Origin of the sequence: Olivibacter sp. SDN3 (genome assembly GCF_014334135.1) — a bacterium.
In the GTDB taxonomy this organism is placed as follows: domain Bacteria; phylum Bacteroidota; class Bacteroidia; order Sphingobacteriales; family Sphingobacteriaceae; genus Olivibacter.
In genome coordinates this window covers 402,519-418,667 of sequence record NZ_CP060497.1, presented here as the reverse complement: position 1 = coordinate 418,667, position 16,149 = coordinate 402,519, and the positions used below count along the sequence as shown (strand labels likewise).

Sequence of the window (16,149 nt, the reverse complement as noted above, 5' to 3'; positions counted from 1 at the left end):
AACTATGAAATCTGTTAATAATCTCTTAATTATACTATCCCTTTTTTGCCTTGTTTCTTGCAAAAAGTTTTTGGAAGAAGAACCTGCGGCGATCATTTCGGATAATCAATTTTATAATACACAGGAGGATGCAGTAAATGCTGTGAATGCCGTGTATTTTCTTCTGAATGCGGGCGGTTTGCAAACGCCTTATAATACCTTATTCAATACAGGGATGAATATGGCGGGAGACGATGAAGATCCCGGGCCGGGAGCGACGAATCCGGACGTTCGCTCACTTTCTGTGTTAGCGCACTCTTCCACAAATCTACGGGTTTATGAAATTTGGCAGCAACATTATGCCGCGATAAAAAAAGCGAATGTAGCACTGGAGAAAATTCCAGAGATTGAATTCGATGAACAGCTGAAAAACCGGCTGCTCGGAGAGGCGAAGTTTTTACGCGCGCTATATTATTTCAATTTGGTTCGACTATACGGTGGTGTGCCCTTAATTATTGAAAATCAGGAGTTCATAGATGCAAATGATTATGCTGTTGCCAAATCAACCGCCGCTGAAGTTTATACGCAGATCGAAACCGATTTGAAAGAAGCTGCCGACGTTTTGCCGCCATCTTATTCTTCGCCAGACGTAGGTAGAGCGACTGCGGGAGCAGCTAAAGCGCTGTTAGCGAAAGTGTATCTCACCAAAGCTTCCCTACCATTAAATATCCAGTTGCACTATGAAGACGCTGTCCGTACGGCAGAAGAGGCGCTTTCTCCACAGGATGGTGGTAGTGGTGAATATGGTTATGACTTGATCGAGAACTATGCGGAAGTTTTTTTACCGGCACATAAAAATGGTGTAGAACATATTTTTTCTGCACAGTTCAAGTCTAATTCCCTTAATCAGGGAAATAGTGAGATGCTACGGGCTATCTTAGGTGGAATACCAGGTTTAAGAGGGACTTATGCACATATGGTGCGTTTCTATAGGGAGGGTGAAGACAACTATTTTAGTATATTTAAATTGTTTTCACCACAAGATAAGCGTAAGTACGTTACTTTCGTTACTCATTTTAACAGTCCGACCAACAATCAGCAGTACGGTCTACCTATAAATAATCCTGCCGTTCCGCAGGATTCTACACCATTTTTCAATAAACTATGGGATCCCAATTCATTAGCTGTAACCAGCGAATCTGCTGCAAATGTAGCTATTATAAGATACGCCGATTTATTGTTGATCCATGCAGAGGCGGAAAATGAATTAAACGGCCCGACACCAAAGGCCTACCGTTCATTAAATCGCGTGAGAAATAGGGCCGGACTACCAGATCTCACTGCAGGTCTTACAAAAGATCAATTTCGGGATTCGGTCTATTTCGACAGACGGCTTGAACTGACATTTGAATATCAGCGCTGGTTTGACCTGATTAGACAGAAAGATGCTTCGGGGAGCGGTGTTTTAGTTAGAAATCTGCATAAAGTTGGCAAGACCAATGCTGCCGATAAGCATTATTTATACCCTATACCGCAATCGGAAATAGACAATAATCATCTGTTGGAGCAAAACCCGGAGTGGAATTAAGAAAGCAAAAGTATACAGGCTATATGAATAAAATGATTTTAAACCTTGATAAGAAACGTTGATCATGAAAAAATCAATCATTTTGGGTGTTTGCTTAGGCACACTGCTAACCCCCGGTTATCTGGGTGCACAAAATATTACGCAGCAGCAAGAGACCTTTAAAGGAATAATCGGTGAGCAATATAAGGATTCTAAGGAATCTTGGACGGATCCGGTCAAAGCACCGGAAGGTGCACCAAACGTAGTTTGGATTCTCTTGGACGATGTAGGTTTTGGAGCAGCAAGTGCTTTCGGTGGGTTAATTCCTACACCCACCTTTGATAGTTTGGCAAATAATGGACTGAGGTATACGAATTTTCATACTGCAGCGATTTGTGCTCCCACGAGAGCGGCATTATTAACTGGTCGTAATCACCATCGGGTGCATGAAGGTGGTTTTTCTCATAAATGGGCATCTTTTGGTTTTCCTGGTTGGGATGGTAGAATCCCTTCTGACAAAGGCACCATTGCCGAAATTTTGCGAGAAAATGGTTACAATACGTTTGCTGTAGGAAAATACGGACTAACACCGGATCAGGACGCCACCGATGCCGGTCCCTTTGATAGGTGGCCATCCGGTAAAGGCTTTGACCATTTTTTTGGTTTCTTAGGATCTGCAACGGACCAATACAAACCGGATTTAGTGGAGGATAATGCACATGTGGACCCTGATGGTCGGCATCTCAGTGAACAAATTACGGATAAAGCGATCAGTTTTATTGATCGTCAAAAGAAAGCTGACCCAGCTAAACCGTTCTTTTTATATTATTCGCCTGCTGCAGTCCATTCGCCACATCAGGTAGAAAAGAAATGGCGTGATCTCTATAAAGGTAAATTTGACGATGGCTGGGATGTTTATCGTGAAGAGGTGTTTGAGCGCCAAAAGAAATTAGGGCTTATCCCGGCCAATGCTACTTTGCCCGCCCGTAACCCATATATTAAAGCGTGGAATGACCTTTCAGATGACGCAAAAAAAGTATATACACGTTTCTTTGAGGTCTATGCCGGATATTTAACGTATACCGATTATGAGGTGGGAAGATTAATTGATCATCTGCAATCGATCAATCAATTAGATAATACCTTAATACTTTTGGTGATAGGCGACAATGGCGGGAGCAAAGAAGGAACCCAATATGGGACGATCAAGCGTGCACCGGCAACAGCCCTTTTACAAGAACAATCAGAAGAAGAAGCTATTAAAGCGCATCTAGAAAATTTCGACTTGATAGGTACGCCAGAGGCAACTAATGGAAACTATCCTCTAGGATGGGCCCAGGCCACGAATACACCCTTTAAATATTGGAAACAGGATGCGCATGCCGAAGGAGGTACGCGCAATCCCCTGATTGTTTTCTATCCTAAAACGATTAAGGAGAAAGGCGGTTTAAGGCATCAATATGGATATGTGAACGATTTACTTCCTACAACTTTGGAGTTCCTGAATATCGAAGCTCCAACATATATCAGGGGCATCAAACAAGATAGCATACAAACTTCTTTATTTTACTCGTTTAATGATAAAGAGGCCCCTTCACAACATTTAGTGCAATATTATTACATTTTTGGTTCTCGGGCAATATATAAGGATGGGTGGAAAGCCAGTCTAGCTTTTAAAATAGATGAAAATAAAGGAGGAAGAATACGTAATGTTAGCTTCGATGATCCGGCTAATATTGACTGGCAATTATACCATCTCGACGAGGACTTTAATGAACAAAATGACCTTTCAAAGCAGCATCCGGAAAAGCTGGAAGAACTGAAAGCGCTATTCGACGAGGAAGCGAAAGTAAACAATGTGTATCCATTAATTAATTGGGATGACGTGGTAGATAGGCGCAGTACGGAAACAAAATAGTAACAATGATAAAGTACAATACACGATGAAAAAGTTAATTATGATGATGTTGTTGCTATCGGCACAAAGTATGGTGTCTGGACAACAGCAAACCAAAAAGACATTAATCCCCTTTGTCGATTTTGAGCAAAAATTGGAAGCCCAAGCGGGCGAAGCACAGATCTTAGATGCACGTTCTTACGAAGAGTACCAACAGAATCACGTGAAAGGCGCTGTAAACGTCGTAGATGAAGAACAATTAAGCGCTGTTGTAAAACAACTTAATAAAGAGAAACCTGTGTTTGTCTATTCGATAGGTAATGGGAGGAGCGGAAAGTTAGCTGTTCTTTTGCAAGAGCTTGGTTTTGGGGAGGTGTATGAATTTCCAGGAGGACTCAGCAAATGGATCGGGAAAGGAAAGCCAGTAGAATCAACGGTGGATGAGGGACTTTCACTTGCTGATTTTCAAGAGCAGGTGAAAGCTGATCAATTGGTGTTGGTGGATGTAGGATCCCGCTATTGCGGAGGATGCCAAAAACTAAAGCCAGTAGTGGCAGAGGTTGTTAGCGAACATTCAGATGTATTCAAATTGGTCGATATCGAGGCGTATGATAATAAGCAATTGATAAAAGAGTTAGCTGTTGAAGCTTTGCCAACACTTATTCTTTACAAAGAAAATGAAGTGGTGTGGAAGAAAACTGGTTTATCCTCTAAGGAGGAGATTGTTAATCAGTTAAATAAACATAAACTTTAAAAAAATGACCTTTCAAGATATTATCCTACTCTTAAAGAAAATTCTGGTGGGTATTATAGTAGCACTCATCCCGGCGCTCATCATATGTTTGGGTATTACACTTTTACAAAAACTGATGTAAGCGTAGATGGCATGTATGTGTTTGAAATTATTAATGATTATGCCTAATTGATCTTTAAATGAAATTAGAAAAAGACGTCAAAGACCGAATTATTCGCAACGTATTATTGAGCCTATTGATATATGCGCTACCTATCTTGTTGATGTTTCTGTATTTTTTTGTTACAGACCAGCGACCTTGGTTGGAATAACCTGATGATTAAGTATTAGATTTTTTTCGTTAATAACAAAGATTATGATAGAATTTATAGAATCAATTTTTACGAACCTCAATACTTGGGGGTTGCCGGTACTGACACTGATTATAGGTGTTTTTGAATTTTCGTTTGGCCTTTACGGTAAGGAATGGAACCGAAACGAAAAAATGTTGGATATAGCTTGTTACGCCCTGCCTCGATTGGCTACCCGACCATTAGTAGCCTATTTTGGCTTAAAGTTTTTGCCTTATATTCTTCCCTATGCAAAAGATGCTTTTGACTGGATACCTTTCTTTTGGGGTTTTGTTATTATCTGCGTTTACGATGATTTGACACAATATTGGTATCATCGCCTACATCACGAAATTCCGTGGTTATGGAGGTTCCATAGAACGCATCATTCGGCACCTTACATGGGAATGGCAATGGCTTCCAGACAGAATATGATCTATACCATTTTCTTTTCGCAAACGTATTTGACAACCTTATTGGTTTATTTAGGATTGGGATATCCAGCTTTATTTGCGAGGGGTATCAAATCGCTCATAACAAAAATGGCACATTCGAGTATTAAATGGGATAGGCCTCTTTATGAAAAAAAGTGGTTGCATCCAATTGCATGGGTTCTGGAAAGAACGATTTCTACACCTGCGACACATCATGCGCATCATGCAGATAGGACCGATGATGGTGTTGGATATTACAAAGGAAATTTTGGAAATATGTTTTTTATATGGGATATTATTTTTGGAACAGCCTTAATTACACGTAAATATCCAAAAACATATGGCATTTCACATTATGAAGGTGATGAATGGTATGCACAATTACTTTGGCCAATCTTTAAATCAAAAGTTAAGGGAAGTGAATTGGCTGCGAATGGGCCTGTTGTAAGGCAAGACGTAAAAGATACCAACGAGGTAGCGGTTGCCGAAAAAAACACGGAAACTTCTTTTGGTACAGATGCTATTTCATCAGGGCTTACGTAAGATCTTCCGATAAGGCACAGGGCTTGTTTTTGTAAACTTGATGACCTGCTTACTGTATTTAAGTGTTAATGTCTGCGAAATTTTACGTTTTTCCTTTTTCCTTTTAACTTATTATCAATAGTTTTGATTTTTTACTAATCAGCTACTAAAACATGCGTCAAGAAAATGTGGTAAATGAACTTGAAGTTCCGGAAGAAGACCTATCTGCAGAATTACAGAATCTGCCTAAAAAGAATTATTTAACAGAAGACTGGACCGTAGTCATCTTGGGAGCTATTATCATCGTTTCGGCAATTGCCGGCTTACATATCAGTGCTCCCCAGTATAAATGGTCTGATCTAAGTGGTTTACTAGCTGTATTTTCTTTGGAAAATTCACAACGATTATTGTTACAGTTTCTATTTACATTTGCCATACTCATTTTTGGAGCTTTGCTAACGGGAAGAAAAGTGGCTCCATATCTAAAGGGCTTTCCTGTTGTTTTTATATTGACAGTGGTTGCATTACTGTTTGCGGGAAACGCCAGTATGGAGGAGTTGGGGCTAGAAGCGGTAATCTTTAGCTTATGTATAGGTTTATTAATAGGAAATACCGTGAAATTACCTGTTTGGTTAAAGGAGTCCTTATCAGCGGAACTTTTGGTGAAGATCGGGTTGGTTCTGTTGGGTACCAGTGTCATTTTTTCAGATATTTTAAAGGCTGGGTCTTTGGGACTTATACAATCGTTAGTGGTGGTTTTATCCGTATGGTATTTTGCTTTTTGGCTGTGCAAAAAATTTAAAATAGATGAAGAACTGGGCTTGATGCTGTCGAGTGCTGTTTCTATATGCGGTGTTTCAGCCGCTATTGCTACCTCGGGTGCCATTCAGGGAGATTCAAAAAAATTGTCGTATGTAGTGTCTATGGTATTAATCACGGCTGTTCCAATGATGATCGGTATGCCTTATATTGCTAGTTATTTTGGTTTTTCTGAAGAGGTGACAGGTGCTTGGTTAGGAGGAAGTATAGATACGTCAGGAGCAGTGGTTGCGTCTGGTTCGCTTGTTGGAGAGACTGCATTAAAAATCAGTACTATTGTAAAATTTTCACAAAATGTTCTTTTAGGTGTGGCCGCCCTGGCTATCTCAATTTATTGGACTTACACTAACCACCCTGCTGGCCAGCAACCGGGTACCAAACCGGGTTTAGGTGTTATTTGGGAGCGGTTTCCTAAGTTTGTTCTGGGATTTATTGCAGCATCTTTATTATTCTCTTTTGTTTTGAGCGAAGACACCATAGCGACTGTAAAAGGAGACATAAAGAGTATACAAAGTCTTTGGTTTGCACTGGCTTTTACAAGTATTGGATTGGAGACAAATTTTAAGGAGTTAATAAAAGAAAACAGCAAACGTCCTTTTTGGGTGTTTCTTATAGCCCAGTTATTCAATATTATTATTACGTTGATTCTTGCGTTTTTACTCTTTGGATAGGAGGAGGATTAGCGGGGAATAGTAACTTTAGATTTGAGAACTTGAATGTAAATATGAAAAAATATAAATCTATAGCATGTATCAGCATCATTTTTCTCTCGGCATGTAATACGGGAAACGAACGTAGGGTTGATGAGCAGGATTCTGTTGCCATGTGCGTGTCTGAAGGAATGCCTTCGCGTGTAGCGGCCGTGAAGAATGTGCAAAACGAAATTCTTTTAGGTGCTGATGATGGAAAGATGGTGTTGATAAAAGGAGGTGATTTCCGAATGGGATCAACGGAATTTGCCGATGCTCAGCCTATACATGACGTAACTATAAGCGATTTTTGGATGGATGAGCATGAAGTTACCAATGCGCAGTTTGCTAAATTTGTGGAGGCTACAGGATATATCACTGTAGCTGAACGGGCATTAAATCCCGAGGACTTTCCGGGTGTTTCAAGAGACTTGTTAGTCCCGGGGTCGGCAGTATTTAGCCCGCCAGAAGAGCAGGTGAACTTAAATAATCACCTACAGTGGTGGAAATATGTGCCTGGCGCCTCTTGGAGACATCCAAAAGGTCCCGGAAGTACTATTGAGGACAATGACCCAGTAGTGCATGTTAGCTATGAAGATGCGGAAGCATTTGCTAAATGGGCGGGGAAAAGATTACCAACCGAGGCGGAGTGGGAATATGCTGCACGCGCTGGAAAAAAAGATCAGACATTTTATTGGGGGAATGACCTTAAACCTGACGGTAAGTGGGTTGCTAATGTATATCAAGGAAATTTTCCGACTAAAAATACAGGAGAAGATGGTTTTGAAGAAACGGCACCAGTAAAATCGTTTCCGGCAAATGCCTTTGGACTGTACGATATGGATGGCAACGTTTGGGAATGGTGTTCAGATTACTATAGACCAGACACCTATAAGAATTCGGTGAAGGATAATCCCAAAGGACCTTCCGATAGTTACGATCCTACAGAGCCGGGGCTCGTAAAGCGCGTACAGAGAGGGGGTTCTTTTTTATGTAATGAGCAGTATTGCGAACGTTACAAAGCCGGAAGCCGAGGCAAAGGCGAGGTGAGTAGTGCCAGCAATAACCTGGGTTTTAGATGTGTGAGTGATCAAGCGCCTGAGGCAGAGTAAAGACGAAACGAATCTTCTTGATGAAATAGGAAGTTAGTCCATTTCTAGGATATGTTTAACGCCTTTGCCGGACTTGCTTTCACGCCCAATTAATTCAATATAATCAATATTCGGTTTGAATAAACTACCTCCATTGATCCTTACAAATATCCTGTCTATTATTGTCTGCTTGTTATTTATAGAGGCGAAAGCCTCGTATTGTGCACTCTCCGGGCAATAGGCGAGCCGTAGAGGTACTTTTTTGCAAGATGTCAGATTGATCTCAAATTCGTCGTTGGCAAGTTTTTTATGTTGTATACCATAGGCGAGTTTTTTCTGGATAAAAGAAAGGTTTTTCCGTTCACCATCCTCTTCGTAGAGAATCCAATAGGCGTTAACTGGATTGCTTTCGTCAATTTTACCATTCTTTTTATTGAGCGTGTAAACAACAGTATTGGTATTAGGATCCCGCTGGAGATAGAATAATTGACCCTTCTCGTTTGGAACTGGCAAGGCAGCTGTATCCACTTGTTTGCTATGCTCCTGCGCTGTTAATTTTGTGTAGCAGAGCGATACTGCGATAAATAAATAAAGAGATGAATTCATAGATCATTGGCTTTTCTTTATTTAAGTTAGTATTGTCTTATTATTAAAGTGCAACAAGCTTCATACCAAAAGATACAAACAACTGATAAAAAGGCTTAAACTTATTTGTTGGGAATTTATGATAGGCGCCGAAGAACCTTCAGTGAAGATAAATACTAAAATACAGGTTTGATGAGCAATACAAGAGGCTATGCTACATTGTTACTAACGAACTAGTACAATCGCTTGGTTAACTGTTCTTCCACAGCGCGATAAACTTGTATGGGTTTATGGTTGCGCCAGCTCACTTCGTCTAAGGCACCTCCAAAATTAATGAAATAATCAATATTGGAGTTCTTAAACTCTTCAATTACGTGTTGCCTGAAATTAATACCCGCAATCCATCCATCTTCAATTTCTTGAAACCATTCTTCGTAGTAACAATCATCAGATGAATGAAAATTGAGAATGTTCTCTCCTATTAAAATGAATTTATTGATTCCTGCCGACATCATAGGTTCTAGTATCTCACGTTTGAGGAGCATAATGTCATTGTAAATGGCATCATTCCATTCGCCAATAAATTCAATGATCGCATAGTTATGATCATAATCTGCATATAATATTTTTAAATAGAGCGTAGTAGACCCAAAGTAATCCCATTGAGGGTGTAATAGGAAATTATATATCTGTTTGTCAAATTCAAATTCACTATACTCAGTTCCATAAAATGGTGATAGTTCATCTTCGGAAGCAATGTAGTCATCACGCCATCGGTAAAAAGGTTCTATTTCATGCATTTTGTGTCTAAATTTTTGCGCTTTACTTGTCAAGTAAACTTTTTTCTAGCTATATTGTTAGCATAATTAATTGTCATGCTGTTTTATATATTGTACCGTGTATAGAAGATTTATTTGACGGCACATTTTCTACGTAAAGATAATTCTAAAAATCAAATTTCCATTGGTGTTTCGAGCATTATAAAATAGATTGTTTTGCTCTATAATATGCGTGATAATAATTACCTTAGCACCTCTGTTTTGCTATGAGCCCTGAAACTAAAAAAAATTTACTTACTGCCGCTACTTATGCTGGGGTACTCTTTGTGGGTTTATTGTTGGGTCAAAGTTTTGAGAATGAAAATGCCCGAACAAGTAATACACTACTACCTACAGTTTTGGTCGATAGGAACGGGAAACTTCAGCGTCTTATACAAATTGTTCAAGATAAATACGTAGATATAGTTGGTGTAGATACCTTGCAGGATTATGCAATTAAGGAAGTCTTATCTAATTTAGACCCACATTCAACTTATATGCCGCCCGCTTTGGCTAAAGCAATGGGAGAGGATCTGAACGGGAGTTTTGATGGTATAGGTGTAGAATATTATAGACTTCAAGATACCCTCATGATTACTTCGGTAACACCTGGTGGGCCTGCGCAGAAAGCCGGCGTAAAAATAGGTGATAAGTTAATCGGTGTAGACGATAGACCTATCGCTGGGGAGTATATGAAAGAGCAGGAAGTAGCTGCAAGAGTCAGAGGAAAAAGAGGTACAACGGTAAATCTTTGGATTAATAGAACGGGAGAAGATTTGCCAGAACCAATTAAAGTAACCCGCGACAAAATAGTAGTGAGCAGTATCGATGCTGCTTATATTATTGATACGGCGATTGCGTATATCAAAATAAAACGCTTTGGTGCGCAAACTGCAAATGATTTCAGAGATAATTTAAAAAGAATGAAACAGTATGGTGTAGATAAGCTTATACTTGATCTTCGGGAGAATGGTGGGGGGTATCTCCGATCTGCTACAGCTCTAGCCAGTGAGTTTTTTAAAGGAAAGGAACTTCTGGTGTATACACAGGGAGCAAATGAAACACGTCGAGAATACTATTCTAATGGGAACGGTATTTTTAGTGAGGGAAAATTGGTTGTGTTAATTGACGAGAAGTCGGCGTCTGCAAGTGAAATTGTTGCAGGTGCTGTGCAAGATCTCGACCGTGGTATTGTGCTAGGTAGACGTTCCTTCGGAAAAGGACTGGTACAGGATCAATTTGATTTTGATGATGGGTCTGCCGTTAATCTAACAATCGCTAGGTATTATACGCCATCAGGGAGATGTATACAAAAATCATACAAAGATGGTGTCGAAAGCTATTTTAATGAGATTAGTAGACGATATAGTTCGGGAGAACTGACGAGAGACACAGCTACGAATACAATTGATACGACGCTATTTAGAGGAGCATTATACCATACTTCATCTGGTCGGCCTATTTATGGAGGCGGAGGGATTATGCCTGATATTTATGTGCCCGTTGATAGCCTGGGAGCCAATAGTTTTTATAAAAAGGTAATCAAAGAAAATATAATTAACGATTATGTATACACGAATTTGGTGACCACCCCACCAGATTTTTCCATCGATCATTACATGGACCATTATACACTGCCGCGAAATACCTATAGTGATTTCGTTGAGCTATCACGAAATAGGGGTATTGAAGTTAGTGATAAAGAAACAGCAGTTGCGCAAAAATTAATCGAAGCTGATATGAAAGCGTTAGTTGCTCGTTTTTTCTTTGGAGGAGAAGCCTTTTTTAGGATTAGAAATGAGGCCGACCGGATGCTCACTAGAGCTATAGAGACATTAAAACGATAGTGTTGGTGTTTCTTCGGTAACGTTCTCGCTGTTTTTTTTTCGATTTTTTGTTATTGATTCATATTTCTCGGTGATTTGGCTATGTCAAGGAGGTTAGTCCTTGATCACACCAATCCTAAAAGAGAAATTATGAAAAGAACATCACCTTTTCGAAAACAGTGTATAAAAATTTTGCTCCTTATTGTAGTACAGTATTTACCAATAATTGCCTACAGTCAAGAAATCCGACAAGTTACGGGAAGGGTCAAGAGTCAAACAGATGACACGCCTATCCCGGGAGTTAGTGTGCAAGTGAAGGACGGTAACGAAGGAGCCTCCACAGATGTCAATGGACACTATAACCTGCAAGTCAAAGAAGGCGCCACCCTGATTTTTTCCTCTGTAGGTTATCAGGCCAAAGAAATTTTAGTTGGAAATAATCCTGTTATCGATGTCATATTAACTGAAGATGCCGCACAGTTAAGTGAAGTTGTGGTTACAGCTTTGGGAATAGAGCGGCAAACAAAATCACTAACCTATGCAACACAGGAACTGCGGAATACCGATCTAACCAACGTGAAAGATCCGGGAGGAAATGTCATGAACAGCCTGAATGGTAAAGTAGCCGGAGCGGTCGTGACGCCGGCGGCCAGTGGCCCGGGGGGTGCTGTAAGGGTAGTGTTGAGAGGGAACCGATCCATCAGTGGGAATAATAATGCGTTAATTGTTGTGGACGGGGTACCTATTGATAATACCATGACAACTGAGCAAGGGGGAGGTGGATCTGCTAACACGGTAGCTACCCAGCAAAAGAGTTTGAGCAGTGGCTATTCCGGGAGTGATGGGGCCGCGAGCATCAATCCGGAAGACGTGGAGTCGATAACCGTATTGAAAGGCCCGGCAGCCGCCGCTTTGTACGGCAGCCGCGCGGCCAATGGCGCCTTAATGATCACAACTAAAAAAGGGAAAGAAGGTGCTGTTCGACTGAATTATAGTGGAGGTATTACAAGCGATCGGCCCTTTCTTTTGATGGATTTTCAAAACGTATATGGGCGGGGTAATGGAGGAACATTTGGTGAAGATGCCGCCGGAAGTTGGGGTCAGCCTACTATAACTCATCCGGACAATGTCCGCAGTTTCTATAATACAGGTACAACGATCAATAATTCCATCAATATTTCCGGGGGAACCGAAAAAATGCAAGGTTATGCTTCCTATACCAATAATGCCATTGGTGGAATTGTCCCGACGAACCGCATGGATCGTAATACCCTCAACCTTCGGCTAAATAATGAGGTGCTTCCTGGTCTGACAACGGATCTCAAAATTACGTATGTCAATCAAAAAACAAAAAATAAACCGAGATTAGGCGATAATGGCGTAACCAATGAGGCCCTAATTATGCCAAGGGATATGTCTGCCGATGAATTAAGGGACTTTGAGACGGTTAACCCGGAAACAGCACAACCCTTGCCGAATTATTGGACAAATAGTTCTTTCTTCCAAAACCCCTATTGGGATGTGTATCGGATGTCACTTAATGAAGAACGTAACCGGGTGATGTTAGTGGGTAGCGTAAAATATCAAATCACGGATTGGTTGTTTGCTCAGGGCCGTTATAGTCTGGACCGATATGACGATAAGATTACCGGAGCCTTTCATGAAGGTACTTTGCCAATCCCGACCTTAGCCGGTGGCCGTTATCAGGAAAACCATGTAAATCGTTGGGAGCGTAATATAGACTTCTTGCTATCAGGTACCAACGACATAGGCAGCAATTTCGGCATTAATTATAATGTTGGAGCGGCATTGCTTAATAACAGCGGTTACAATACACAATCTTTGGCCAATGGTTTGCGCATCCCGAATATGTTTGACCTTAATTTCGCCAGTACGCCAACTTTTGCAAATATTGTGGCCAGAAAAGAAATACAGTCTGTTTATGGAAGTGCTGAATTAAATTATAGACAATTATTATTTTTAGACGTAACCGCACGGAACGATTGGTCGTCTACCCTTCCGGCACCACATAGCTATTTTTATCCTTCTTTTGGACTTTCGGGATTGCTTTCCGAGATGCTTAGTTTGCCTTCATGGATTAATTATGCGAAAGTAAGGGGCGCTTATACACAGGTGGGTAACGATGCCGACCCCTATTTGCTGCAGCAGACGTATACCTATAGCCAGGGTGCTGGGGAAGGTTTTGTTGCACGGGATCAGATTAAGTACATCGATAATTTAAAGCCCGAACGTACCAAAGCCTGGGAGGTGGGTACCGAATGGCGATTTTTTGAAGGGCGCTTAGGTGTCGATGCATCCCTATATAAAACAAATACGGTGAATCAACTTATCTTTATTGGATTACCCCAGCCATCCGGTTATAATAACCAATACGTTAATGTAGGGGATATTGAAAATAAAGGAATGGAAGTTATGCTTACCGGAAACCCAATTAGGAAGGAAGAACTTAGTTGGAATAGCACCGTGAACTTCGCATTGAACCGTAATAAGGTATTGTCTTTATTGCCCGGTGTAGAACAGGCAAGTTTATCTCCTTCGGCTAATTTTGGTAGTCTGTTAATCCGGCCAGGAGGTGCTTATGGCGATATCTATGGCTTTAAATGGGCACAGGATCCGGCAGGGCAATATCAGATCAATGATGCAGGACTTCCAGTAGTGCAGCAATTGCAGCAGATCGGTAATTTTAACCCAGATTATACCCTAAGTTGGTTAAACCAGATCGACTATAAAAACTTTAATTTTTCCTTTATGATAGATGGGCGAGTGGGGGGAACTGTTATTTCTGGTACCGATGCCATGCTGGGTTATTTTGGCTTAGGAGATTATACGGTACCTTACAGAGATGGTGGACTGGTTTTACCCGGTGTATTGCCGGATGGTAGCCAAAATGACGTCGCTATATCTGCTGAGCAATTTTGGACACAGGTTTCGCAAGGAGGAACAAATGCTTATGGTGAGTTCTTTGCCTATGATGCCACAAACTTCCGGTTGCGGGAATTGTCGTTGGGATATACCTTGCAAATCAAGAACAGTCCTATAAAAACAGCGCGGTTCTCCCTTACCGGAAGAAATTTGTTCTTCTTTTATCGTGGGAAATCAAAATTGGATATTCCTGGAATAGGTAGACGTACCTTACCCGTTGATCCGGAAGTTGCGATTGGAACAAGTAATTTCCAAGGTATAGAGAGTGGTCTATTACCTGCTACCCGTAGTTTTGGCTTTAACATAAACTTGTCCTTCTAAATTTAAATTTCAAGAAAATGAAACGTTATTATAGCTATATATTGTCGATAGGCTTGTTATGGGCAGCAGCATGCACCGGTGATTTCGAAGAAATTAATACCAACCCATCAAAGTTGACAGAGGCTGGTGCCCGGGAACTGCCATTCATGTTCTCCCAGGCGCAATCAGCATCAACTATTAATAGGCCTTACTATCAAACCATATCGATTTTAATGCCTGACTTATATGCGCAATATTATGCGCTGACAACAACAAGCTTTACTACCGATCGTTATGCGTTGAACGATACCTGGCTGTCGCGACCCGGTATTGTGACTTACGTGATGACCGTTCCGCAGTTACAGGCGATTTTTGATAACACTGAAGCTTCTTCCGGAGAACATGCATTAGCCAATATTATGATGGCATATGCTTTTCACCGCTATACCGATCAATTTGGTCCGGTCCCTTATTTTAACGCTGGTACAGCAGAAAGCAGTATTCCCTATGATCCGCAGGAGGCTATTTACGACGATCTGTTTAAACGATTGGACTCGGCAGTTGTTAACCTAAAAAACGGAGATGTAAGTAACGTTTTTGGTAATCAAGATCTCCTATATGGAGGAGATGTGGCGAAGTGGATAAGTTTTGCCAATACCCTCCGGTTAAGAATGGCTATGCGTATTTCTAAGGTAGATCCAGGGAGGGCCCAGCAAGAAGCTGAGGCAGCGGTAGCAAGCGGTGTAATGATGAGCAATGAAGAAAACGCGAGCATAGCGCGCTCATTGAATGGTGATGATGGAAATGGACTGGCGTTTAATGCTGCCAATAATGAATTTAGTATGAGCTCAACGGTAGCATCTTACTTGAAAGGTTATCAAGATCCCCGTTTAGCAATATATTTCCAGCCAGCGGTAGCAACGCGAGAATTTAAAGGTTTAAGAAATGGTTCTTCGGCAACCGCTATTAATTCCCCGGGAAACCGACCGAATCAAACGTCGAATATCGGTGCCAAGTGGGTAGAGCGGAATACCGAAGGAACTGCTTGGGTGGCTCACCTGGAAGCTAGGCAGGAAGTAATGGCCGCGGCGGAAGCTTATTTTCTACGTGCTGAAGGTGCATTAAATGGTTGGAATATGGGAGGAGGGACAGCGCAGGAATATTATGAAGAAGGTGTTGCATTGAGTCTGCAACAATGGGGCGTGACTGACGAGGAGACTATCCAAACGTATATCCGGAGCGATGCCTTACCGATTCCACCGGAAGACGAAGCGAATTCTCCAGCAGTGGCCAATACGCCGATACGTTGGACAAACACGGAATCTACACAGCGTGCGCAGATTGCCACACAGAAATGGATAGCGTTATTCCCTGATGGTGTGGAGGCTTGGGCGGAGTTTCGTCGCACAGGTTATCCGGAAATGTATCCCTTATTGCAGTCGGACAACGGAGATTTGCCTGTGGGAACGTTTATTAACCGGCTGCCTTATTCTTCTGTAGAAGCTTCAACGAATGGCGAAGCTCTGGAGGAAGGAAGGCGATTGTTAGGCGGGCCAGATAACGCGGCGACTCGTGTATGGTGGGATGTCGATTAAC

11 protein-coding genes are annotated in these 16,149 nt (G+C 41.3%); 9 read left to right on the top strand and 2 right to left on the bottom strand.

What is annotated here, in order from left to right; all coding sequences use genetic code 11:
- Positions 1-4: 4 nt before the first annotated feature.
- The 6 genes from H8S90_RS01945 (at position 5) to H8S90_RS01920 (ending at position 8,102) form a co-directional block, all read left to right on the top strand.
- Positions 5-1,567: a RagB/SusD family nutrient uptake outer membrane protein gene (locus H8S90_RS01945; RefSeq protein WP_187340945.1), complete on the top strand. Its 1,563-nt coding sequence runs from the start codon at positions 5-7 to the stop codon at positions 1,565-1,567.
- A gap of 64 nt (positions 1,568-1,631) precedes the next feature.
- Positions 1,632-3,464 carry an arylsulfatase gene (locus H8S90_RS01940; RefSeq protein WP_187340944.1) on the top strand — a complete coding sequence of 611 codons (1,833 nt, stop codon included), beginning with the start codon at positions 1,632-1,634 and terminating at the stop codon, positions 3,462-3,464.
- 25 nt (positions 3,465-3,489) lie between these two features.
- Positions 3,490-4,197, top strand: coding sequence for a thioredoxin domain-containing protein (locus H8S90_RS01935; RefSeq protein WP_187340943.1), 708 nt, complete (start codon positions 3,490-3,492; stop codon positions 4,195-4,197).
- 355 nt (positions 4,198-4,552) lie between these two features.
- Complete coding sequence (locus H8S90_RS01930) at positions 4,553-5,503, top strand: sterol desaturase family protein (RefSeq protein WP_187340942.1); 951 nt, start codon at positions 4,553-4,555, stop codon at positions 5,501-5,503.
- A gap of 152 nt (positions 5,504-5,655) precedes the next feature.
- Positions 5,656-6,972, top strand: a complete 1,317-nt coding sequence (locus H8S90_RS01925; protein WP_187340941.1) for a YeiH family protein — start codon at positions 5,656-5,658, stop codon at positions 6,970-6,972.
- A gap of 53 nt (positions 6,973-7,025) precedes the next feature.
- Positions 7,026-8,102 (top strand): formylglycine-generating enzyme family protein, encoded by a 1,077-nt coding sequence (locus tag H8S90_RS01920; protein WP_187340940.1) that lies wholly within the window; start codon positions 7,026-7,028, stop codon positions 8,100-8,102.
- Between the two features lie 33 nt (positions 8,103-8,135).
- Here H8S90_RS01920 and H8S90_RS01915 read toward each other — a convergent pair whose 3' ends face one another.
- Positions 8,136-8,687: a DUF4833 domain-containing protein gene (locus H8S90_RS01915; RefSeq protein WP_187340939.1), complete on the bottom strand. Its 552-nt coding sequence runs from the start codon at positions 8,685-8,687 to the stop codon at positions 8,136-8,138.
- Between the two features lie 212 nt (positions 8,688-8,899).
- Positions 8,900-9,466 (bottom strand): hypothetical protein, encoded by a 567-nt coding sequence (locus H8S90_RS01910; protein WP_187340938.1) that lies wholly within the window; start codon positions 9,464-9,466, stop codon positions 8,900-8,902.
- A 245-nt stretch (positions 9,467-9,711) separates the two neighbouring features.
- Between H8S90_RS01910 and H8S90_RS01905 the strand changes: the two genes are divergently transcribed.
- The 3 genes from H8S90_RS01905 to H8S90_RS01895 all read left to right on the top strand — a co-directional run bounded on the left by H8S90_RS01905 (position 9,712) and on the right by H8S90_RS01895 (position 16,148).
- The gene (locus H8S90_RS01905) at positions 9,712-11,331 is read left to right on the top strand and encodes a S41 family peptidase (RefSeq protein WP_187340937.1); all 1,620 of its coding nucleotides are present in this window, start codon (positions 9,712-9,714) and stop codon (positions 11,329-11,331) included.
- A gap of 129 nt (positions 11,332-11,460) precedes the next feature.
- Entirely contained in the window at positions 11,461-14,574 is a 3,114-nt protein-coding gene (locus tag H8S90_RS01900) for a SusC/RagA family TonB-linked outer membrane protein (RefSeq protein ID WP_187340936.1), read from the top strand.
- Between the two features lie 17 nt (positions 14,575-14,591).
- Positions 14,592-16,148, top strand: coding sequence for a SusD/RagB family nutrient-binding outer membrane lipoprotein (locus H8S90_RS01895; protein WP_187340935.1), 1,557 nt, complete (start codon positions 14,592-14,594; stop codon positions 16,146-16,148).
- Position 16,149 lies beyond the last annotated feature (1 nt).